This window comes from Marinobacter sp. NP-4(2019) (assembly GCF_003994855.1).
In the GTDB taxonomy this organism is placed as follows: Bacteria; Pseudomonadota; Gammaproteobacteria; order Pseudomonadales; family Oleiphilaceae; genus Marinobacter.
The window spans coordinates 694,114-716,900 of record NZ_CP034142.1 but is presented as its reverse complement, the minus strand read 5'-3'; the positions used below and the strand labels follow the sequence as shown (position 1 = coordinate 716,900).

General features: G+C 58.3%; 21 protein-coding genes. 10 read left to right on the top strand and 11 right to left on the bottom strand.

Going from position 1 to position 22,787, the window contains the following annotated elements:
• Positions 1 to 157 precede the first annotated feature (157 nt).
• Positions 158 to 1,687, top strand: a complete 1,530-nt coding sequence (gene ppx, locus EHN06_RS03190) for an exopolyphosphatase (protein WP_127330134.1) — start codon at positions 158 to 160, stop codon at positions 1,685 to 1,687.
• Here ppx and EHN06_RS03185 read toward each other — a convergent pair.
• On the bottom strand, positions 1,684 to 3,657 hold the full coding sequence (locus tag EHN06_RS03185; RefSeq protein ID WP_127330132.1) for an ATP-binding cassette domain-containing protein: 1,974 nt from the start codon (positions 3,655 to 3,657) through the stop codon (positions 1,684 to 1,686). The two genes, ppx and EHN06_RS03185, sit on opposite strands and share 4 nt — an antisense overlap.
• 48 nt (positions 3,658 to 3,705) lie before the next feature.
• Between EHN06_RS03185 and EHN06_RS03180 the strand changes: the two genes are divergently transcribed.
• The 3 genes from EHN06_RS03180 to EHN06_RS03170 all read left to right on the top strand — a co-directional run bounded on the left by EHN06_RS03180 (position 3,706) and on the right by EHN06_RS03170 (position 5,460).
• Positions 3,706 to 4,236: a DUF2390 domain-containing protein gene (locus EHN06_RS03180; RefSeq protein WP_127330130.1), complete on the top strand. Its 531-nt coding sequence runs from the start codon at positions 3,706 to 3,708 to the stop codon at positions 4,234 to 4,236.
• Positions 4,233 to 4,628: a DUF4124 domain-containing protein gene (locus tag EHN06_RS03175; protein WP_127330128.1), complete on the top strand. Its 396-nt coding sequence runs from the start codon at positions 4,233 to 4,235 to the stop codon at positions 4,626 to 4,628. Before EHN06_RS03180 ends, EHN06_RS03175 begins: the two co-directional genes overlap by 4 nt.
• Before the next feature lie 124 nt (positions 4,629 to 4,752).
• A complete protein-coding gene (locus EHN06_RS03170) occupies positions 4,753 to 5,460 on the top strand; it encodes an FKBP-type peptidyl-prolyl cis-trans isomerase (RefSeq protein WP_127330126.1) in 708 nt (235 codons plus the stop codon).
• A gap of 80 nt (positions 5,461 to 5,540) precedes the next feature.
• Here the strand turns inward: EHN06_RS03170 and rsd are convergent, their stop codons facing one another.
• Entirely contained in the window at positions 5,541 to 6,023 is a 483-nt protein-coding gene (rsd, locus tag EHN06_RS03165) for a sigma D regulator (protein WP_127330124.1), read from the bottom strand.
• A gap of 101 nt (positions 6,024 to 6,124) precedes the next feature.
• Positions 6,125 to 6,631: a disulfide bond formation protein B gene (locus EHN06_RS03160; RefSeq protein ID WP_127330122.1), complete on the bottom strand. Its 507-nt coding sequence runs from the start codon at positions 6,629 to 6,631 to the stop codon at positions 6,125 to 6,127.
• A gap of 165 nt (positions 6,632 to 6,796) precedes the next feature.
• Here EHN06_RS03160 and EHN06_RS03155 point away from each other — a divergent pair, with 165 nt between their 5' ends.
• Complete coding sequence (locus EHN06_RS03155) at positions 6,797 to 7,243, top strand: flagellar basal body-associated FliL family protein (RefSeq protein ID WP_127330120.1); 447 nt, start codon at positions 6,797 to 6,799, stop codon at positions 7,241 to 7,243.
• Positions 7,244 to 7,265: 22 nt separating this feature from the next.
• Here the strand turns inward: EHN06_RS03155 and rmf are convergent, their stop codons facing one another.
• From rmf to EHN06_RS03135, 4 genes are all read right to left on the bottom strand, one after another.
• Entirely contained in the window at positions 7,266 to 7,481 is a 216-nt protein-coding gene (gene rmf / locus EHN06_RS03150; protein ID WP_127330118.1) for a ribosome modulation factor, read from the bottom strand.
• A gap of 165 nt (positions 7,482 to 7,646) precedes the next feature.
• Entirely contained in the window at positions 7,647 to 9,200 is a 1,554-nt protein-coding gene (gene gshA, locus EHN06_RS03145) for a glutamate--cysteine ligase (RefSeq protein WP_127330116.1), read from the bottom strand.
• Between the two features lie 74 nt (positions 9,201 to 9,274).
• Entirely contained in the window at positions 9,275 to 11,617 is a 2,343-nt protein-coding gene (locus tag EHN06_RS03140) for a Tex family protein (RefSeq protein ID WP_127330114.1), read from the bottom strand.
• 47 nt (positions 11,618 to 11,664) lie between these two features.
• Positions 11,665 to 13,401, bottom strand: coding sequence for a putative bifunctional diguanylate cyclase/phosphodiesterase (locus EHN06_RS03135; RefSeq protein WP_127330112.1), 1,737 nt, complete (start codon positions 13,399 to 13,401; stop codon positions 11,665 to 11,667).
• A 99-nt stretch (positions 13,402 to 13,500) separates the two neighbouring features.
• Between EHN06_RS03135 and rep the strand changes: the two genes are divergently transcribed.
• The 3 genes from rep to EHN06_RS03120 all read left to right on the top strand — a co-directional run bounded on the left by rep (position 13,501) and on the right by EHN06_RS03120 (position 18,528).
• Positions 13,501 to 15,519 carry a DNA helicase Rep gene (gene rep, locus EHN06_RS03130; RefSeq protein WP_127330110.1) on the top strand — a complete coding sequence of 673 codons (2,019 nt, stop codon included), beginning with the start codon at positions 13,501 to 13,503 and terminating at the stop codon, positions 15,517 to 15,519.
• Between the two features lie 137 nt (positions 15,520 to 15,656).
• Entirely contained in the window at positions 15,657 to 17,951 is a 2,295-nt protein-coding gene (locus tag EHN06_RS03125) for a galactose oxidase-like domain-containing protein (protein ID WP_127330108.1), read from the top strand.
• A gap of 10 nt (positions 17,952 to 17,961) precedes the next feature.
• Positions 17,962 to 18,528: a hypothetical protein gene (locus tag EHN06_RS03120; protein WP_127330106.1), complete on the top strand. Its 567-nt coding sequence runs from the start codon at positions 17,962 to 17,964 to the stop codon at positions 18,526 to 18,528.
• 55 nt (positions 18,529 to 18,583) lie between these two features.
• On the opposite strand, the gene EHN06_RS03115 is transcribed toward EHN06_RS03120, so the two are convergent.
• Positions 18,584 to 18,997, bottom strand: coding sequence for a c-type cytochrome (locus EHN06_RS03115; protein WP_127330104.1), 414 nt, complete (start codon positions 18,995 to 18,997; stop codon positions 18,584 to 18,586).
• A 197-nt stretch (positions 18,998 to 19,194) separates the two neighbouring features.
• Here EHN06_RS03115 and EHN06_RS03110 point away from each other — a divergent pair, with 197 nt between their 5' ends.
• Positions 19,195 to 19,527 carry a hypothetical protein gene (locus EHN06_RS03110; protein ID WP_127330102.1) on the top strand — a complete coding sequence of 111 codons (333 nt, stop codon included), beginning with the start codon at positions 19,195 to 19,197 and terminating at the stop codon, positions 19,525 to 19,527.
• A 15-nt stretch (positions 19,528 to 19,542) separates the two neighbouring features.
• Positions 19,543 to 20,601 (top strand): phospholipase A, encoded by a 1,059-nt coding sequence (locus tag EHN06_RS03105; RefSeq protein WP_416332537.1) that lies wholly within the window; start codon positions 19,543 to 19,545, stop codon positions 20,599 to 20,601.
• A 39-nt stretch (positions 20,602 to 20,640) separates the two neighbouring features.
• Here EHN06_RS03105 and EHN06_RS21125 read toward each other — a convergent pair whose 3' ends face one another.
• The 3 genes from EHN06_RS21125 to bfr all read right to left on the bottom strand — a co-directional run bounded on the left by EHN06_RS21125 (position 20,641) and on the right by bfr (position 22,722).
• Positions 20,641 to 20,817, bottom strand: a complete 177-nt coding sequence (locus tag EHN06_RS21125) for a hypothetical protein (RefSeq protein ID WP_164735570.1) — start codon at positions 20,815 to 20,817, stop codon at positions 20,641 to 20,643.
• A gap of 66 nt (positions 20,818 to 20,883) precedes the next feature.
• Positions 20,884 to 22,236: a phosphomannomutase gene (locus EHN06_RS03100; RefSeq protein ID WP_127330100.1), complete on the bottom strand. Its 1,353-nt coding sequence runs from the start codon at positions 22,234 to 22,236 to the stop codon at positions 20,884 to 20,886.
• 9 nt (positions 22,237 to 22,245) lie between these two features.
• Positions 22,246 to 22,722 (bottom strand): bacterioferritin, encoded by a 477-nt coding sequence (gene bfr, locus EHN06_RS03095; RefSeq protein WP_127330098.1) that lies wholly within the window; start codon positions 22,720 to 22,722, stop codon positions 22,246 to 22,248.
• Between the last annotated feature and the right edge of the window lie 65 nt (positions 22,723 to 22,787).

Genomic DNA, 22,787 nt, shown 5'->3' with positions numbered 1-22,787 from the left:
ACGCGATTGATCAGCTGTCTGTGAAGCGGTTCCGCCCGTCTCTCGGTTTCCCGCTATACTGACGATGACAAAAATCCGATGGCGTCCCTTACTGACAGGTCCGCCGGAATTCGCTTATAGTACCGGCACCGGTAACGCCTAGAGGAATTCTTCACACGTGACGGCCACTCCCTCTGCCGAATCCAACACCACGTCGCCCGAGTTGCTCGCGGCGATCGACATGGGCTCCAACAGTTTCCACATGGTGGTCGCCCGGCTGGTCCACGGGGAAATACGTACCCTGGAAAAAATGGGCGAGAAGGTTCAGCTCGGCGCCGGCCTCGATGACCAGAACCGCTTGACCGAGGAAGCCCAGCAACGCGCCCTGGCCTGCCTGGGCCGGTTTGCCCAGCGTCTTCGGGGGATGCCGCCCGAGGCGGTGCAGATTGTCGGCACCAATGCCCTCCGGGTTGCCCGTAATGCCCATCAATTCATGACCCGCGCGGAAGAGGTTCTGGGCTACCCGGTGGAAATCATTGCCGGACGTGAAGAGGCGCGTCTGATTTATCTTGGCGTGTCCCACACCCTGTCTGACGACGAGGGCCGGCGGCTGGTGATCGATATTGGCGGCGGCAGCACCGAGTTTATTATTGGCGAGCGGTTTGAACCCCAGGAACTGGAAAGCCTGCACATGGGGTGCGTCTCGTTCCGCAATCGTTACTTCGCAGACGGCAAGATTACCCGGCGCCAGATGGACAAGGCCATCACCCATGCGGAGCAGGAACTGCTGAACATTCGCCAGCATTTTCGCAATGTGGGCTGGCAGAGTTCCGTTGGCTCCTCCGGTTCGATCAAGGCCATTGCCAGCGTGCTGGCAACCCTGAAGATCACCAATGGCACCATTACCCTGGAAGCCATGAACGAACTGCGTCAACGCCTGGTCGGCATGGGGAAGGTCGAGAAGCTGGCGGACCTGGGTGTGCGCAGCGACCGGCAGAGTATCTTCCCGGCCGGCTTTGCGATTCTGATGGGGGCATTCCAGTCGCTGAAGATCGAGGAAATGACCTTTGCCGAAGGCGCCCTCCGGGAGGGGCTGCTCTACGACATTGTCGGGCGCATCCAACATGAAGATGTCCGCGAGCGAACCATTGCCGCATTGCAGGAACGCTACCACGTGGACCAGGCCCATGGCCGTGCCGTGGAGGACACCACCATCGCGGCCTGGGACCAGGTGGCGGATACCTGGGCGCTCCGCAGCGCCCCGGACGAGGAAGTACTGCGATGGGCCTGTCGCCTGCATGAGATCGGCCTGACCATATCCCACAGCCAGTACCACAAGCACGGTGCCTACCTGTTGCGCTACTCCGATCTGCCCGGGTTCAGCCAGCAATTCCAGCGGGAACTGGCCACACTGGTCAGGGGCCATCGCCGTAAGTTCTCCGCCACCATTTTCGAGGGACTCGACCCCGAGGACATTCCGCGACTGCGTTATCTGTGTGTGCTTGTACGCCTTGGGGTGTTACTCCAGCATCCGAGGAATATGGAAGCCCCTCCGGCTTTTCAGCTCCAGGCTGGTGAGAATCGGTTAACGATCGAGTTTCCGGATGACTGGTTCAATGAACGCCCACTCACGCTGGCCGATCTGGAGAACGAGCGGGACTACCTGTCCAGGCAGGGGTTCAAGCTGGAACTGGTATCCTCTCCTTAGGCCACCAATTCCGCTTCCAGGTTCTCCACGGCTTCACTGATTTCCAGCCATTGGGCTTCCACATCTTCCAGGCGCCCCTTGAGCTGTGCCTGCTGCCCCAGCAACTCCTTCAGCTTCTGCTTGCCCCCATCCTGATACAGGTCCGGGACTGACAGCTCCTCCTCCAGGGTTGTGAGATTCTGCTGAAGTTGCTCCATTTCCTGTTCCAGCCTGGATTGCTGCTTGCGGTACGGGCTCAGTTTCTGCCGTATCGCGGCCTCGGCTCGCTTCCGCGCCTTGCGGTCCTCGGCACTCTCACCGGCCACTCCGGCCACGCTCTCACCAACTGACCCCACCCCGGACAATTGTGCCGGGGCCCCGCTCTCTTGCTGTTCCCGTCGGGGTGGCTCGGATTCGTCCTTGCGACGGTCCGCCAGCCAGCGCTCGTAGTCTTCCAGATCGCCATCGTATTCCGTCACCCGGCCATCATTAACCAGCCAGAATTCATCCACGGTGTTTCGCAGCAGGTGACGATCGTGGGAGACCACCACAATGGCACCAGCAAAATTCTGTAGCGCCATGGTCAGGGCCTGGCGCATTTCCAGATCCAGGTGGTTGGTGGGCTCATCCAACAGCAATAGGTTCGGCTTCTGCCACGCAATGACCGCCAGGGCAACACGGGCCTTTTCGCCCCCGGAGAAGGAGCGAATGGCACTCAGTGCTTCGTCCCCATGGAAATCAAAACCGCCGAGAAAGTTGCGAATACTCTGCTCGGAGGCTTTCGGTGACAACCGCTGCAGATGCAGGAATGGGCTGGCGTCCAGATCAAGGGATTCCAGCTGATGCTGGGCGAAATACCCGACAGACAGGTTCTCACCACTGGTACGCTCACCCGCCAAGAGAGTGGCCTGTCCCCGCAGTGCATCCATCAGGGTTGATTTGCCGGCGCCGTTGGGGCCAAGCAGACCGATCCGGCTCCCGGATAACAGTGACAGGTTAATACCCTTGAGAATCACCGTATCGCCATACCCGGCAGCACCGTGACGAATCGACAGCAACGGATTGGACACCTTGTCCGCCACCGGAAACTCGAAACTGAACGGTGAATCTATGTGCGCCGGCGCAATTTTCTCCATGCGCTCCAGGGCCTTGACCCGACTCTGGGCCTGACGGGCCTTGGTGGCCTTGGCCTTGAAGCGGTCGATAAAACGCTGAATCTCGGCAATCCGTGCCTGTTGACGTTCAAAGCCGGCCTGCTGCTGAGCAAGCCGCTCACTTCGCTGACCTTCAAACGCTGAGTAATTACCCGTATACAGGTCCAGTTTACGGCGGTCAAAATGAACCACATGAGTGGCCACCCGGTCCATGAAATCCCGGTCGTGAGAGATAAACAGCAAGGTTCCGCTGTACCGGCGCAGCCAGTTCTCAAGCCATAGACAGGCATCCAGGTCCAGGTGGTTGGTGGGCTCGTCCAGCAGCAACAGGTCGGATGGCCTCATAAGCGCCTGCGCCAGGTTCAGACGGATTCGCCAGCCACCGGAAAACGCCGATACGGGCCGTTCGGTATCGGCATCGGAAAACCCCAGCCCCCGCAGCAGGGCCTCGGCGCGGCGCGGTGCGGACCAGGCTTCATGCACGTCAAGCTCGCCGTGGATGCGGGCCTGGGCATGGTCATCTCCACGTTGTTCCGCCTCGGCGAGCTCCCGCTCCATCCGGCGCAGGTCGTGGTCACCATCCAGCACAAAATCACGGGCGCTTCGCCTGGATGCCTCAACTTCCTGGGCCATATGGGCAATGCGACACCCACCAGGGAGTGACACACTACCCTGCTCGGGGGAGAGCTGCCCCAGCAACAGCTGGAACAGACTGGACTTGCCGGCGCCATTGGCGCCTACGATGGCAACCCGTTGACCCGGCTGAATAGTGAGGCTGACGGTGTCTAGCAACCAGACACCGCCCCGTTGTAAACTGAGATCGGTTATCGTTAGCATGGTGTCATTTTATCAGGGTACGCTTTACAAGGAAGATGCAGGGCCAAAATGCAGGACAACCGGAAGCAGCTTCCTCCACCAGAAATGGAACCGGATACCCCGCTCTGGCGTTTTGCCTTGGTATTCTGGAAATATCCGGGCATTGAATCGACCTGCCTGGCCTTACAAGGCAAAGGTTGGAACGTGACACAGATTCTGGGCGCCTGCTGGCTTACCATTACGGGCCAGAAATACAGTGGCCATGAGAGCGATACGGTAACAGAGTGGCGCACCCATGTAACCGAGCCGTTGCGCTCGGCGCGGCAATTTTTGCCCCGGCATAACCCGGTGACAGATCGCTTACGCGCCAGCATCGCCGCAAACGAGCTGGAAGCAGAACGGATTGAGCTCGCTTTGACTTATCAAAGCCTTGCCAACACCCAACAAGAGAGCGCCGGCATGTACGGATTTGAACAACTGGCCCGCATCAACCTTCAAGCGGCAGCACCGGAGACGGTTATGGACGCGAAAACCGGACAATTGCTGGACGCCCTGACCCACGGCTTGATGGCGTTCTCCGCTGGAGCACAAGGAGAATGATGATGAAGTGGCTGATCCGTCTCGCATTTCCGGCACTCGGCGTGCTGCTCGTACTCATGTTTTTCGGGCTCAATGAGCCCAGCCCGGAGGCAGTCGAGGGCACCCCCGAAGAAGAGAGCCGCACGGAAATTCCTGCTTTTGAGGGACTGGTACCGTCTCCGATACCTGTTGAAGGCCCGGATATTGTCTTTAAGTGGCAGGACAGTGATGGCAACTGGCACTATGCCGATCAGCCCCCCGAGGACGGTCCGTGGAATGCCCTGGCGATTGAACGTCAAAATAGCGGTGGCGCACCCCACTCGACCGCGCCAGATCCGGAAACTGACTGGCAATCCCCCTACAGTGCCCCCTTCTCCCTGGCACCGTCTTCTCCAACCAATAGCGGCAGTTGAGTTCCTGACCACTTTCTTAACACATGTTCAGTGGCATCTGGCGACAGAACCCGTTACCTTTTCCCAGTCTCAGATAAACACAATACGGGGTCCCGGGACCCCGCCCACAACATAGGACTCTGCAATGAAGAAAATGCTGCTCGCACTGGCAGTATCCGGCATCGTCGCCGGCTGCTCCACGCAAACCGAATCAGAGAAAGACCCAAGCCTGGATTCCACCGACCAGAAAGTCAGTTACGGCATGGGCCTGGTCCTCGGTGAGCGCATGAAGAATGACCTGCCGGACCTGCAAATGGAACAATTCCTCCAGGGGATTGAGCACGGCCATAAAGGTGACGAAGAAGTAAGTCGGATGAGCCGTGAGGAAATCCAGGAAGCGCTGATGGCTTACCAACAGCAACTCCAGGAGCGGCAAAACGAGCAGCAGGAAGAACTGGCTCAGAAGAACAGTGAAGCCGGCGAAGCGTTTCTTGCTGAGAACGCCGAACGGGAAGGTGTAGAGACCACGGACTCCGGCCTACAGTACGAAATCCTGGAAGAGGGTGATGGCGATAAGCCCGGTGAAAACGACAAGGTTAAAGTCCACTACACCGGAGAACTGCTGTCTGGTGAGGTCTTTGACAGCTCCCGCGAACGTGGCGAGCCGGTCACCTTTGGTCTCAACCAGGTGATCCCGGGCTGGACCGAGGGCCTCCAGCTCATGAACGAAGGCAGCCGCGCGAAGCTGTACATTCCTTCCGAGCTTGCCTACGGACCAGGCGGCAATCACAGCATCGGGCCGAACGAAACCCTGGTGTTTGATGTGGAGCTGATTGAGGTGAACCCGGAGTAATCCGGCCTCTCTATAAGATACAGACTGCAGCCTCCACTCACCCTTCCGGAGGCTGCACCTCTCACGCTTTCCTGACAGCCTCAGGCAGAGGACATGACCTTGTCCGCGTGAACGTTATGCAGGTGTTCGATCAGGTAGTCTTCCATCTCGAACCGGCTTTCCAGGATTTCTCCCAGCTCAGACAGTTGATCGAACAACGCCCGGACATCACTCTCACTGAGCGTATTGCCATCCAGGCGGTCATTGAAGTTCAACGCCGTCTCGGTGGTCTCTGCAATCCGCGGGTATAATTTGGCAGCCAGCTCCAGCCCGCCGTCATTGAATTCCCTGGCTTCCTGAATAAGCTGCTCATAGATTTCAAAATGACCGGCGGATACATAATCCACCAACACCTCGCAGAGCCGGACAAACTTTTCCCGCAGGGCTTCTGTCTGAGAAAAATCGCTTTCTCCGGACAACTCACAGTAGTGCACCAATAACTCCTGGCGCTCCTTCAGCCAGCGATCAATCAGCTCGCTGACGCCACCCCAACGCTCCCTGGCATTACGGCAATTTTCCAACATGACGCCTTTCTCCAGTTACCTGACATATACCCGGTGTCGGTTTCAATTTTTGTTGTGTCGTGACTCAAGGTACCCCATGCCCATAGCTGGCCGCAACCGTTTCAGCCCTTACTCCACTCAGACCTTTTGCCAGTGCGGAACAGCATCACGAGTCCGGTAATGACCAACAGCGAGAAAAACACAGCGGTCCATCCCGGAATACTCAAACCGAGGAATCGCCAGACCACTTCCGCACAGTCACCCGTGCCCCGGAAAGCGGTGGTCAGCACCTCGGTCAGGGGCAGAACCTCCAGCATGTAATCCACGGACGGTCCACACGCCGGCACCTGGTCCTCGGGCAGACTCTGCAGCCACAACTGCCGCCCGGCCACGGCCAGTCCGGCACCGGCAGTGACGGCCAACAGCAACCCGTAGAGGCGCACACCAACGCCTTTCGGGTTATGCAATGCCGCCAACAGACTCACCACACCTGCCCCGATAAACCCGAACCGCTGAAGCCAGCACAAGGGACAGGGCTCCAGCCCCATGACATGCTCCATGTAAAAAGCCACGCCCAGCAGCGCGACACACACCACAAAAATTACTGAAAACACCAGTCTGGAAGTCAAATGCACACCTCGGGAATGACATTCAGGCCTCTTACCCGCAACCGCAATGGGTCCGGGTATCAGCGATTGCTGCAAGAGGCCACCGGGCCTGTTATTCTGCGAAAACCAGGCAGTTATCGCCGTTGCTTCGTCACTAAACCCTAAACCATCGTGAACTTCAAGCCTATGACACTCCAGCTAAAACGTTTTTTCCTGATCCTGCTGTGCCTGTTACCAGCGATTCCTACCGCCACCACCGCGCAAGAGGACGAAGATGAAACGGAGGCGGCTCAGGAGGAAGCCACAATCACCGACTACATCGAAATGGACCCGTCGTTTGTCACCCATGTGGGGGAACCTGGCGACAAGCTCACCTACCTGAAAGCCTCGGTGACTATCCGTGCGTCGAAGGAAACCACCCGCCCGGCCGTGGAGGCTCATATGCCCAGGCTAAGGCACAAACTGGTGATGTTATTCGGGGAACAGACCGACGCGGACAGACTGGCAACCAGTGAGGGACAGGCCGCGCTCAGGGATGAGGCCAAACAACGGATAAACGCGGTGCTGGCCGAACAGCAGACCGGCGAAACCATCACCGGCGTTCTGTTTACGGAATTTGTCGTACAGAGATAGGTGGACGGCCAGAGCAAACGGCTCAGGCAATCCAGGAAAACAGGTCGTCACTGGCGGGCAACTGCTCACGGGCGTCCTCCGTTGCATCTTCCCAACCTGCCTCCCAGGCAGCGACAACCACCTCACTCCGGTAGGGGCAACGGCCAAGCTCCATGCCCATTGACGCCGCCATATACCCATGGCGGTAGGCCTTGTTCAGCGACTGAACATCCCAACCCAGTTTGGTCTCTCTGGTCATGCCGGCTCTCCCTGATGCCTGACAGCCACACCTTCAACACACTCATAATCAGTGGTGACGCTGCCACATAAACTTAACAGCGGTCGCCAGAACCCGACAACTATTTGTGCAGATTCTGTGCGACAGGTCCGGCTCCGGCGTGACCCGGGTCCCCGGTGCCGTTAATCAGGAACGCAGGTATTCTTCCAGGAACTCGGCAAATGGCAGGGTATCAGCTGCCTCCATCCTCGCCTGCTCGCCCAGGGATTCCGCGCTCATGCGCTCGAAGCCCGCCCGTGTGTCCTCGCCAATCGATTCTTCACGGAGTGTCTGCTGATGCTGACGGGATATTTCCTGAACCCATTCCCGGTGGCCGAGACCGGATTGCGACATGGCCTCCATCACCCTGGCGGATGGAACCTGACCGGGTGATGACAGCTTACTGCGCTGAGCCTGGAGCGCGCGTCGATATGCGTCACCACCGGTCCAGCTGTCGAGCCGTTCCGCCAGCGGCTCCAGCTCCGACAGCAGACTGTCAGCCGCTTCACCCACCGGGGTTCTACGCCCCTTACGGCACAACGTGAGCTCAACGTTCCGACCATGGGCCACCACGTCCTTGTAATTGTCATCGAGCCGCTCACATTCGCTGTCGTCAATGCGGGGACTGTCCGCCAGCAGGCAGTCGAGCAGGAACAGATCAAGGAAATCGATCTGGCTTTCCGTGACCCCTACCGGGGAGAACGGGTCCAGGTCGAGGCAGCGAACCTCGATGTACTCCACCCCCCGGGCTTCGAGAGCCTGGATCGGCTTTTCCTCGCGTTCGGTGGTGCGCTTGGGGCGCACCGCGCTGTAGTACTCATTCTCAATCTGCAACACGCTGGTGTTGATCTGGATAAACTCGTCACCTCGGCGAGTACCAATGGCTTCGTATTCCGGCCATGGCGTGTGGATCGCCCGGTCCAGCGTGCGGGTGTAGGTACTGAGTTCGTTAAAGCAGATATTCAGGGAGGACTGGGCATTATTATGGTAGCCCAGGTCGCCCATCCGCAAAGACGTAGCGTCCGGACCATGCCAGGTATTGTCATTGAAACGGACCAGATCGTGTTTCACTCCGGCCACGAAGCTGGCATCCAGAGCCGGGGATGCCCCGAACAACAGCATCAGCAACCAGCTGCGGCGGCGGAAGTTGCGGATCAGCCAGAAATACTGGTCCGATTTAAAGTCCTTCAGGCTCTGCTGGTTACCCAGGGCTTGCTGCCACAGTGACCAGAACCGGTCCGGCAGTGACAGGTTGTAGTGGGCACCGGCGATGCTCTGCATCATCCGGCCATAACGCACGGCGAGTCCCTGGCGGTAGACGTGCTTGAGGCGACCAATATTGGACGTGCCGTATTCCGCAATGGGGATGCTGGCGTCGCCATCCAGTTCGCAGGGCATGCTCGCCGCCCAGAACACTTCATCTTCCAGGTTCTGCTGCACAAACCGGTGCACATCCCGCAACGACGACAGCAGGCTCCCGGTGCTGTCGCATACCGGCGTGATCAACTCCAGCAAGGCTTCAGAATAGTCCGTGGTGATCCGTGGGTGGGTCAGCGCAGACCCCAGGGCCCTGGGGTGCGGGGTCTGGGCGATAAAGCCGTTGCGGTCAACCCGCAGACCTTCCTTTTCCACCCCTTTCAGGAAACCGCTCCAATCGCCGGCCGCAAATTGATGGAAGATGTGATGGCGGGATTCAGCCATGAATGACTCCTGCTGAAGCGGGTACCGGCCTCGTGAGCGGTACCCGCCTGTGGAATGGGTATCGGCGCCGCCGGTTAACGACCGCCTTTCCGGGCCGAGGCCAGCGCCTGCGCCAATGCGCCGGCCATGGCGCCCTGCTGCGGTTGCTGCCCACCCTGGGCACGGCCACTGCGACCACCAGAGCGGTTCTCACCCCGGCCCCGGCTCGCCGAGCCAGCCGACTTGCTGTCCGTTTTCTCACCCGGCTGGTCGTCCATGCGCATGGACAGGGCAATCCGCTTACGGGGAATGTCCACATCCATCACTTTGACCTTGACGATGTCCCCGGCTTTCACCACCTCACGCGGGTCCTTCACAAAGGTGTTGGACAGCGCAGAGATGTGAACCAGACCATCCTGGTGCACCCCGATATCGACAAACGCCCCGAAATTGGTGACGTTGGTGACCGAACCTTCCAGCACCATGCCCGGCTTGAGATCACTCAGGGTTTCCACCCCCTCCTCAAAACTGGCAAAACGGAATTCCGGGCGAGGATCGCGACCGGGCTTTTCCAGTTCGGAAATAATATCCTTAATCGTCGGCAGACCAAACTGCTCGGTAACATAGTCCTGGGGATTCAGTGACCGCAGGAACGTTGCATCACCAATGATGTTCTCGACCTTGCGGTTGTTTTTAGCCGCGATAGCTTCCACCACACCGTAGGCTTCCGGGTGTACCGAGGACCGGTCCAACGGATTCTCACCGCTGGCAATTCTCAGGAAACCCGCGGCCTGCTCGAAGGTACGCTCGCCAAGGCGGGAGACTTTCAGCAACTGCTTGCGGTTGCGGAACACACCGTTCTGATTGCGGAAGTCGACGATGTTCTGGGCAATGCTCTGGTTAAGCCCGGATACCCTCGCCAACAGGGGTACCGACGCCGTGTTCAGATCGACGCCAACCCCGTTTACACAGTCTTCCACCACCGCATCCAGGCTACGTGCCAATTGCACCTGGGAGACATCGTGCTGGTACTGCCCCACCCCAATGGACTTGGGCTCGATCTTCACCAACTCAGCCAGCGGGTCCTGCAGGCGACGGGCGATAGACACCGCGCCCCGGACCGTCACATCCAGATCCGGCAACTCCTTCGATGCAAACTCGGATGCTGAGTATATGGACGCACCGGATTCGCTCACCACAATCCTGGCCAGCTTCAGCTCGGGGTATTTCTTGCACAGATCCGCCACCAGCTTCTCGGTTTCCCGGGAGGCAGTGCCATTGCCGATCGCAATCAGCTCGATCTTGTACTCACGGCACCAGGCTGCCAGCTGTTCGATGGAACGCTCCCACTGGTTCTTGGGCGCATGAGGGAAAATAGCACCGTGACCAACCACCTGACTGGTACCATCGATGACCGCCACCTTGACGCCGGTACGCAGCCCCGGATCCAGACCCAGCGTCGGACGTGGCCCGGCGGGCGCCAGCAGCAACAGGTCCTTGAGGTTGTTGGCAAACACATTGATGGCTTCGGTCTCAGCCGCTTCCCGCACCTGGGCCATCAGGTCCGTCTCAATTTGGGTGGACAATTTCACCCGCCAGGTCCAGCGGACCACGTCCGACAACCACTTGTCAGCGGCACGGCCGTTATCACGGATGTTCCAGCGTGCGGCAATACGCTGTTCCGCTGGATGAGGGTGCCGGCGGTCATCGTCAGCGTCCCCCACCACAATGGAATACCCCAGGATTCCCTCGTTACGACCGCGCAGAATCGCCAGCGCCCGGTGAGACGGCACTTTTTTCAGGGGCTCGATATGATCAAAATAATCACGGAACTTGGCGCCCTCGCTTTCCTTGCCCTCAATCACCGTGACCTTGAGCTGACCGTCCTGCCAGATGAAATCCCGCAGGTCGCCCAGCAGTTCGGCATCCTCGGCAAAGCGCTCCATCAGAATGTAGCGGGCGCCATCCAGGGCAGCCTTGGTATCCGCCACACCGGCTTCGGCACTGACGTAGCTGCCCGCGGTGGTTTCCGGGTCCAGGGTCGGGTCGTCGTAGAGGGCGTCCGCCAGAGGTTCAAGGCCCGCTTCTTTCGCGATCTGGGCCTTGGTGCGGCGCTTGGGCTTGTAGGGAAGGTACAGATCTTCCAGGCGGTTTTTAGTGTCCGCCTCGTTGATGCTGGTGCGCAACTCGTCGGTCAGCTTGCCCTGCTCTTCGATGCTGTTGAGAATCGTGGACCGGCGATCTTCCAGTTCCCGCAGATAACGCAGGCGCTCTTCCAGATTACGCAACTGACTGTCATCCAGCGAGCCGGTGACTTCTTTCCGGTAGCGGGCAATGAATGGAACCGTGGCACCCTCATCCAACAGGGCGACAGTGGCATTAACCTGTTGCTCGCGTACACCGAGCTCTTCGGCGATGCGCCTGGAGATACTGTTCATGCGACCTCTGTGATGCTTTCTGGATCAAAGCGCAAAGGTACAGCGGCTTACCGCTGCAGGCAAGCGGCCTGGCCACGGTTGTTCAGGAATTGCACAAGATCCTGCCAGGGCATGGGGCGCGCGTAGTAATAACCCTGAATCTCATCGCAATGTTGTTGGCGTAAAAATTCCAGCTGTCCCTCGGTCTCCACCCCCTCGGCCACCACGCTGATCTGAAGACTGTGGGAAAGACTGATGATGGCACGGATGATGTGTTCTGCATCGGCGGAATGCCCCAGTTCCTGCACAAAGGACTTGTCGATCTTGACCAGGGAAATGGGCAGATGCTGGAGGTTGCTGAGGGAGGAAAAGCCGGTACCAAAGTCGTCGAGGGCGAAGCTGATGCCCAACTGATTGAGTTCTCGCAGGCAGCGCTGGGCGTATTCGGGATCGTGCATCATCGCGCTTTCTGTCAGCTCCAGCTCCAGCAGGCTGGTATCCACGTTGGCGTTGAAAATAATACGGAAGATAGTCTCCGTCATTTTGCGATCATGAAACTGTCGGAACGACAGATTGACTGCAAACACCAGCCCCGGGAAACCCAGATCCGACGATTCCTGCAGGCGCTTGCAGGCCTGCTCGATCACCCAGTAGCCGATGGGTACAATCAGTCCACTGCGCTCCGCCACCGGAATAAATTCATCCGGAGACACCAATCCGCGTTCGGGATGGTTCCAGCGCAGGAGACATTCCACGCCCCGGACCTCCTCGGTCGCCAGATCGATACGCGGCTGGTAATACAGTTCCAGTTCCTTGCCCCTCAGTGCGTTGCGCAAATCCGCTTCCAGACGCAGTTGGTAACCGGCAGTGATATGCAAATGCTGGTCATAGAAGCGGTAACTGGTGCCCGGATCACGCTTGGCCTCAAACATCGCGCGGTTGGCCCGGCGCATCAGATTTTCCGGGCTATCCCCTGCTTCCGGGTACGTCGCCACTCCCAGGCTGGCACTGACAACCATGTTCTGCCCATCCACCGTGATCGGGTCATTCAGGGCATTCACCACCTTCCGAATGATCTGGGTAATATCGAGGGAGTCTTCCACCTTTTCCACGATGACTGCCAGCTCATCGCCACCAATCCGCATTAGCGAATCCACACGGCGGAGACTGTGACGCAACCGCTCCGCCAGCTTTAGCACCAGCAGGTCGCTTTTCTGGTACCCGAACGATTCGTTGAAGCTGCGGAAGTCATCCAGATTGAGATGCAGCAGGGCCAGCCGGTGGCCACCGCGCTCAGCCCGCAACAAGGCCTGCTGGAGCCGGTCAAAAAACAGGTCCCGGTTGATCACGCCGCTGGCCACCTCGCGACCAAGGTGACCGTGTGCGGATGCTGACAGCTGCTCCCGGTACCACAGGCATTTCACGGCCCTCGCCAGACTCCAGGCATCCAGAGTCTGGCGGCACAGGTAGTCAGCCGCGCCATTGGCAATTAACTCGGCAGCGCACTCGGCACTGGGGTCAGCACTGAGAGCCAGTACGGATTTGTCGTTGCTGGCCGCGCTAAGGTATTGCAGGAATGAGACTTCGGAATCCCCATGGAACACACAATCCCAGAGAATGACATCGAAATGCGTGTTGCGGATCAGGTCATCACAGTCGATCAGGTCAGGACACCACACCATGTCCGGCACCAGCTCCCGGTCACGGCAAAGCAGTGACTCCAGCCACAGAAAATCCGTGTATTCCGGCGTCAATACCAGCAAGCGTACCTGGCCGGAACTCATTGTTTCCACTGGCAGTGTCATTAAGGGCGCCCGATTTCCATGATGAACCACATCCTTCCTCCCTAGAATAGCCGATAGATCGTCAAGGTACAGCAACTCTCGCTGGTGTAGAATGCGCGGATGAACAAACTCAACCCCAGACAGAATGAAGCAGTGCGCTACGCCGACGGCCCCCTGCTGGTTCTGGCCGGTGCCGGCAGCGGCAAGACCAGCGTCATTACCCGCAAAATTGCCTACCTGATTGAACAGCTGGGCATTCCGGGGCGCCACATCGCCGCTGTGACCTTCACCAACAAGGCCGCCCGCGAAATGAAAGAGCGGGTGGGTCGCATTGTGGACCGCAAACAGACCCGCGGGCTGATCGTGTCCACCTTTCATAATCTCGGTCTGAACATGATCCGCGAGGAGCACCCGCACCTGGGCTACCACCCCGGCTTCTCCATCTTTGACGCCGAGGATGCCAAAGCTTTGTTACAGGATTTGATGATGCGGGAGGACAGCGCCGACGCCGGTGATGAACTCTCCGATATCCAGATGACCATCTCTTCCTGGAAAAACGCCATGCGTGGACCGGAGGAAGCCTGGAGCAAGGCGGCGGACGAGCGGGAGCAGCGCATTGCCCTGATCTACAAACGCTACAACGAATACCTCAAGGCCTACAACGCCGTCGATTTCGACGACCTGATCCTGCTGCCGGTGCAACTGTTCCGCAGCCACCCGGACGTGCTGGCCAAATGGCGCCGCAAGATCCGCTATATGCTGGTGGACGAGTACCAGGACACCAACGTGTGCCAGTACGAGCTGGTCAAACTGCTGGTGGCAGAACGGGCCGCCTTCACGGTGGTGGGCGACGACGATCAGTCCATCTACGCCTGGCGTGGCGCCCGCCCGGAAAACCTGGCGCAGCTCAAGGAAGACTTCCCCAGCCTGAAAATCGTCAAACTGGAGCAGAACTACCGCTCCACCGGGCGGATTCTGCGCAGCGCCAATACGGTGATCGCCAACAACCCCCACGTGTTCGAGAAGGCCCTGTGGAGCGACCATACCATTGGTGAAGAGATCCGCATTGTCCGTTGTCGCAGCGAAGACACTGAGGCCGACCGCGTGGCCACCGAAATCCTTGACCAAAAACTGAAAAAGGGTCTGGCCTTCAAGGACTTCGCCGTACTTTACCGGGGCAATCACCAGGCACGGCTGCTGGAGATGAAACTGCAGGCCTACCAGATCCCCTATCGTATCTCTGGCGGGCAGTCGTTCTTCTCGAAAAACGAGATCAAGGATGCCATGTCCTACCTGCGACTGCTGATCAATCCGGACGACGATGCGGCGTTCCTGCGTGTCGTCAACGTACCTCGCCGGGAAATCGGTCCACGCACGCTGGAGCAACTGAGCCACTATGCCCGCGCCCGCAATGTCAGCCTGTTCAAAGCGCTGGGCGATATGGGCGCGGAGACCCATGTCACCGAGAAAGGCCTGGACCGGCTACGACGCTTTGCCCACTGGGTCGACTACATCTGCGAACGCCTGCACCGGGAGGATCCGGTACCGGTGATCAAACAGCTGTTTACCGACATTGAGTACGAGGAATGGCTGCACCAGCACTCCGGCACCCCCAAACAGGCGGAACGCCGAATGCAGAACATCTGGTACCTGGTGGAATCGATCCAGCGCATGCTCGATGACGGCAAGGGCACTGCCGATGAACTGGGCATCGAGGATGCCATCAGCAAGCTGATCCTGCGGGACATGATGGAACAGCGGGAAGAAGAGGACGACAGCGACAAGGTTCAGCTCCTCACCCTGCACGCGTCGAAAGGGCTGGAATTCCCCCACGTATTCATCATGGGACTAGAGGAGGAGATCTTACCCCACCGCGCCAGCATCGAGGAGGGCAATATAGAGGAAGAGCGGCGGCTGATGTACGTGGGCATCACCCGCGCCCGCGAAACCCTGACCCTCACCTACGCCGCCCAGCGCAAGCAGTACGGCGAGAAAATCGAAACCATTCCCAGCCGGTTCCTTGATGAACTGCCGGAGGAGGACCTGAAATGGGAAGGTCTGGGGGATCTGGATGTCGAGGCCAACCAGAAAAAAGGCAAAGCCACCCTGAGCGCGTTACTGGGGGATCTGGGCGCTTAGCCCACAACTCTGTCCTACAATACTTCAAAAAACTGACAGACAGTTGAAACTTTTCTTGCTTCTCGAACGTAAGGTTTAAGGGGCGGCAGCAAAGGCCGCCCCCCCTTACCGATAAAAACAACATCGAGGAGCACAGGATGAACTGGAACAAGCATCTACTTTACCGTCACATGGCTCTCGCCATTGGTACCCTGGCCCTGTCCGCCTGCGGCGGCGGTTCCTCCGAGGATGACAGCGCATCGTCGGAACCCGCCCAGAATCAACAGGAACCGGCGGTTGCCGGGGACCAGGCCACGGCGTCAGCCAAGCCCACCTTCAAGGATAATTATTCCCCCCTGGGCGCCTTCAGTGACCCGTTCGCGGAGCCAACCATTGTTGTTGACGGCAACACCGTAGAAACCGATGAAAAATGCGTGACCAATGCCGAGGGCCTGCAGGAATGCAAGCCGGCAGCTGGCACCATGGCGCTGCTGGAAGACGGCCGGATCCTTTACCTGAACGCCCTGGAAGGGACCGAGAACGTTGAATTGTCCATAGTCGCCGAATTCGGCGAGGCCTCCATCAATGACCAGAGCCGGGTCCTGTCGCTGGGCAACAACGATCAACCCACCTGGCTGAAACCAACCCCGTTACGAGCCGGCGCCAACCCTGACGGCAATGACAGTGAAACAATTTTCAATGACTCTCCGCTGGACGGAGCCCTGGATACCGCCGACAACACCAGCAAAAACGACGGCGCGCTGTTCTGCTCCGATGTCATCGGCCTGGCCGACGGCAGTGTTATGGCCGTCGGTGGTACCGACTACTATTCCGAGCCGGGTGTTGATGGCCTGCCCCTGGGCGTAGCGGAACTGGAGGGCATCAAGAACTCTCGTATCTTTGACGCGGAAACCAACACCTGGACCCAAAGCGGCGATATGAATTACGGTCGCTGGTATCCCTCCCTGGTCACCCTGCCGGACAGCAAGATCTTTGTCGCCAGCGGCGTCACCAAGCTGTTGAAACCGGTGTATCCGGAAGATCCGCTGAATTCCGGTCGCAACGTCGTGCAAACCGAAACCTACGATCCCTGTACTGGCACCTGGACCCAGAACCCGTCCACAGCTGACCGCTCCCTGCCGCTGTATCCACGACTGCACCTGCTGCCAAACGGGCATGTGCTCTACAATGCCGGCGGCCAGGCCTTCAACCCATTTGGCCAGGGTTATGACCAGGCCCTGTGGAACATCGTGGCCACCTTCGATCCGGATAACCAGAGCTGGACCGACATCGGCTACGCTGGCTTGCCATTAAGACTGGATGACATCGGTCTGGGAGAACTGAGTAGCACTCTGAACATCACCAATCTGTCCGGGGAGCAAAGCTCTTCACTGCTGGGAGCTGTTCTGAACTCGGCCGAAGACCTGCTGACCACCGCCAGCGAACTGAATGTGGATGAAGAAACCCTGAAGACCGCCATTGCCGGCGGTATGCGAGGTTCAACCTCTTCCACCATGCTGCCGTTGAAGCCCAATGAAGATGGCGAGTACACAGACGTCGAACTGCTGACCGCAGGCGGTGTGCCGAGCTATGCGTTGCTCACCAACCCCGGTGGCTACCTGCCGACTGACCAGAGCCGCATCGACACCGTGCGCACTCATGGCGATGATATCGAATACGAGTCCCGCCTCACCGGCCCACTGAATCAGCCACGCTGGTATGGCACCAATGTGGTCCTGCCGGATGGCACGGTAATGGTATTCAGCGGCGGCACCCGAGATGGCGTGGTAGCGCCGGGGCTGGAAGGTCCGATCATGACCGCCGAGAGGTTTGATCCGGACACCGGCACCTGGACCGAGATGGCTATGGGCAAACGCCCACGGACCTACCACAACACCGCGGTATTGCTGCCGGATGGCCGGGTTCTGATTGGTGGCCACGCCCCGATCAACACCGCCTATCTCTCCCACATCAATCTGGAGGATTTTGGTCTGTCACCCAACGATGGCCGCGACCCCAGTTTCGAGATCTATACGCCACCTTACGCCATGCGCAATGATCGCCCGGAGATCCTCAGTGCACCGGAAAACCTCAGTCCAGGCGATGAGTTCACCATCCAGGTGGATCAGGCCGGCGCCATAGACAAGGTGCTGCTGATCCGCCGCACCGTGATGACCCACCTGATTGATGGTGACCAACGGGCCGTCGAGCTGCCGGTGCAATCCCGTAATGGCCGTAACCTTCGACTGACCATGCCGGCGACCAGTAGCGTGGTACCTGCCGGTAAATACATGCTGTTTGCCAGCAAAAATACCGATGAAGGTCGCGTGCCATCCGTTGCCGCGCCCGTCACGGTGGTTACCAATGCACTGGAGTGCAGCGGTGACACTCAAATGGCCGACGGCACCGACGATGACGGCAACCTGATCGACAGTGTCGTTGGGCAACTCTAGGAGGGGAACGATGAAGCGTATGAACGTTCGCCAGGCCCGCTCTGCCATTAAGGCTATGCTGATGACGAGCGCGATGTTAACAACCATGGTGGCCGGGCAAAGCAGCGCACATCAACCACCGGGGGCCGAAGGTGCCCCGGAAGGCTTTGTACGGGCCAATGTCCTCCACGGAGGGGATACTGAAGCCATCCGGGCGGTGATACTCGACGCGCCCAGGCCGGCCATTATGGTCAACTATCAGGGAGAGGAAATGCTGACGGTGTTCGACAGCGATAACCAGCCTTTCCTTCGTTTCCATCATGATCGGGTTGAGGCCAACCCCCAAAGCCGCTACTGGACGTCTTTGCCACAAAGCAAGGGTTCTGCCCCCGATGCCGGTCAGGCCTGGGTTCGGGTATCCGGCTCCGGTAGCTTTGGCTGGGTCGACCCCAGACTGTCTGAGGAACGGATCAAGACTCCGGACTCGACGGTCGAATGGCGAATCCCGGTCAGGCAAGAGCAGAAGCCGATGGCCGCCATTACGGGCCAGCTTTCCTGGCGACCTCTGCCAACCACCGCCGATTCAACTCACCCCTAAATAGAAAAGCCCCGCTTGTGCGGGGCTTTTCAACGATCCTGTCGTGCCAATGAAATTACTGGCTTTCCGACACCATGAATTCTACCGCTGCCTGAATTTCCTCATCAGAACAGTTGCTGCAGGCGCCTCTGGCGGGCATGGCATTAAAGCCGTTAATGGCATGATCGACCAGGGTTTCCAGCCCCTTGTCGATACGGGGACTCCAGGCGGCGGCATCGCCTTTTTTCGGCGCACCGGCAGCACCAGTACCATGACAGGCGACACAGGCGGCGTTGTAGACCTCATCACCAGAGCGAGGCCCTGAGCTGGCTTCTTCAGCAGGCGCTGCCGCGGATCCGCAATCGTCGCCCTGCACACAAACCTCGCCCACCGGGGCGATGCGTGCACGGATTTCGTCTTCAACACTTGCCATTACGGCACCCGCTGTCAGGCCAAAGCCAAGCAATACAGCAGCCAGGACTCTCTTCATCTTCACAATGCACCTCGCATTTGAGCGTTATAATAATCAGTCGCCGCATTATAGCGACTGCGGCCAGGCAAAAAAACCAAAGTGCAAAATCGGCGGTTGATTTCAAGCATTTTAATTGCCGTTTCGTAAGCTTCTGCGCCAGGGAAACTCATTCCGGGTACCATAGGCAACAACCACCCATCGCGGAACACTGAATTATGCGACCAACAGACAAAGCCCCCCACCCGCTCCGCAAGCCTCTGCTGATACTGGAGTTTGCCGCGCTTGCACTCTTGCTGATTTCCATGGCCTGGTTTTCGGGACGCGCGGAGGAAGGTGCGCCCCTTAGCCCCGGATGGCTGCTGATCCCGGCACTTGCCAGCCTGGCGGTTTTCTGCAGCTTCATCGGACTGATGTACCTGCGCTGGGTTGCCGCAGCCCAAGCCGATCAAAAAACCCGTCACAAGATTGTTTTTTCGCTGCTTGCCGTCACGCTAATCGGTGTCTGGTTATACGGCATTATTAATACCTGGATCAGCCTTAACGCCTAATGAGGAATAGCGGATATGGATACAGCCCGTGGCGTTTTGTCCCGATTTACCTCTACGCTCATCCCGCTGGTTGCAGCCTGCCTGCTCCCTGCCCAAGGGCATGGTCAGCCTGGTGAAGAGGTCACGACGGATGAGCCGACCCTGGAAGACTGCACCCTGATCGACGACGGCACTCAGCGTCTGGCTTGCTACGACAGCCTCAACGCTCCCGGGAAAGCACAGGAAGCCGAGACTCTCGAGCATAACGAGTCAGCCGACGCCGCAGAGGGTGAGGCGGCTGCCCAAGCTGTATCCGCCGACAACGGTGACGAAGACAGCGGCGTTATGGCCGAGTTGGTGAGGCGCTACACTGCGACAGAAAAGGCAATTTTTTCCTTCTCTGGCAGCTTTGTGGGCCACCGCCCGACCTATATCCTGCCCTTCACCTGGGTGGACACACCGAACAAGGTTCCCGTCAGTCCGCGACTGGGAGAAAGCCACTACGATCATTCCATCAACAATCAGGAAGCCAAGTACCAGATCAGTTTCAAGGTTCCCTTGTTAACAGGCATCCTGGATGATCGTACGACGCTCTGGTTTGGCTACACTCAGAAATCCTTCTGGCAGGTGTACAACACCGATGATTCCGCGCCTTTCCGGGAAACCAATTATGAGCCGGAGGTCTTTCTGCGCTACCAGGCAGACTACGATATCGGCCCTGGAACTTTCAGTGGCGTTACTCTGGGCATTAACCATCAGTCCAACGGGCAATCGGAGCCCCGTTCCCGCAGTTGGAATCGCATCATGACGTCCATCGGTTACAGTTACGACCGGTGGTTGTTTCTGGTGCAGCCCTGGTACCGGCTGCCGGAGGATGAGAGCGAGGACGACAACCCGGACATTGAACGCTTTACGGGGCACGCGGATTACCTGGCGGTCTATAAGCTGACTGAGGATCGGACGTTGTCCCTGAAATTTCGTAACAATCTGCGTTCCCATGACAACAAGACGTCGGTGGAGTTTGGCTACAGTTTTCCCATGGGTGACACCCTCAGGGGTTCTTCCAGTACTACAACGGGTATGGGGAGAGTCTGATAGATTACAACGAGAGGATTCAGCGGATCGGCATTGGCATTATGCTGAATGACTGGCTTTGAGCTTTGGGGGAAGGCCAGTCAGGCGGGTATGGATTTCAGAAACACGCTCAAGCACATCCATGTGGCGCATGGGCATTGGTGCAAGGCCAGTCAGGCAGGAACCCCTTTCAGAAACACGCTGTAAATACATCCGTGTACGCTTGAGCTCTGCCATCCATGGCTCCGCACAGTTTCTGAAAGGGGTTCCTGCCTGACTGCCCCCAAGCTTTTGCGATAGGCCTTACTGGTTCAACCGTTCCATTTCCGCGAGAAGCTCATCGGTTTTCGCTTTCATCAACGCAATATCACCGCGAGATTCCACGTTCAGGCGAACGACCGGCTCGGTGTTGGACATCCGCAGGTTGAAGCGCCAGTCGTCGAACTCCACGCTCACGCCGTCCACGTGGCTGACGTTTTTGGCGTCAGCGCCGTAGGCGGCTTCGATGGCGGAGATGACTTTGGGGGGATTGGCGATGGTGCGGTTGATTTCGCCGCTGGCCGGGTAGGCTTCGATTCTGGCATCGATCAGTGATGATAATGGCTGGCCGGACTGGCACAGGCGTTCTGCTACCAGTAACCAGGGGATCATACCGCTGTCGCAGTAGGCGAAGTCCCGGAAGTAGTGATGGGCGCTCATTTCGCCGCCGTATACCGCATCTTCATCGCGCATGCGCTGCTTGATGAAGGCGTGGCCGGTTTTGCTTTCAATGGCTTCGCCGCCGGCGGCCTCGACCAGGTCGAGGGTATTCCAGGTCAGGCGTGGGTCGTGGATGACTTTGCCGCCGCCGGTCTTGCGGAGGAACTGGTCCGCCAGCAGGCCAACGATGTAATAACCCTCGATGAAACGGCCGTTCTCGTCAAAGAAGAAGCAGCGGTCGTAGTCGCCATCCCAGGCGATGCCCATGGCCGCTCCGTTGGCCTTGACCACCTCTGCCGTGGCCGCGCGGTTTTCTTCCAGGATGGGATTGGGCACGCCATTCGGGAAGTGGCCGTCAGGCTGGTGGTGTACCTTGATGAACTCGAATGGCAGGTGCTGTTCGAGCTGGTCAATCACCAGACCAGCTCCGCCGTTACCAGCGTTGACCACGATTTTCAGTGGCCTTAACACAGCGGCATCGATGTAGCCGAGAAGGTGGTCGATGTAGGCCCCCATGACTTCCAAAGGCTCGTAGCGGCCCTGGACCGGCGCATCACCAAACGGCTCGGGGACGCGGTCACGGATGTCATTGAGGCCGTTATCGGAGCTGATGGGCCGGGATTCCGGACCCACCATTTTCATACCGTTGTGGTCTCTCGGGTTGTGGCTGGCGGTCACCATGATGCCGCCATCCATCTTGTAATGGCTGGTGGCAAAATAGACCTGCTCCGTTCCGCACAAACCGATGCCAAACACATCAGCACCGGCAGCCATCAGGCCGGAACTGAGCGCTTCCGCTATTTCCGGGCTCGACAGGCGGATGTCATAACCGACAATCACTTTCTTGGCGCCCGTCACTTCCACATAAGCCCTGCCAATTCGCTCGGCCAGTGTCGGGTTGAGTTGATCCGGCACTCGGCCGCGCAGGTCATAAGCTTTAAAACAGGACAAATCCATTGTCTGGAGTTACTCCGCAGCAGACGATTGCAATTGAATGTAATTCTGAATTCCCATCTGGCCAACCATTTCCAGCTGAGTTTCCAGCCAGTCGATGTGCTCCTCTTCGCTGTCCAGAATACTGCGGAATAGCTCTCGACTGGTGTAGTCCTTGATATCCTCACAGTAGAGGATGGCTTCCTTCAGATCCGCATGAGCTGCGAGTTCCAGTTTGAGATCGCAGGACAGCATCTCTTCGACATTCTCACCGACCAACAGCTTGTTCAGGTCCTGCAGGTTGGGAAGGCCTTCCAAGAACAGGATACGCTCAATCAGCACATCGGCGTGCTTCATTTCATCAATGGATTCTTCGTATTCCTTGGCAGCCAGCTTGGTGATACCCCAATCTTTATACATCTTGGCATGCAGGTAATACTGATTGATGGCCGTCAGTTCGTTGGTGAGTACTTTATTCAGGAACTGGATGACTTTCTTGTCGCCTTTCATGACGTTTCTCCTTACTTGGATGGGCAATCCTTACAGGATAGCCCTTCCTTCAGGGAGAAAAAATC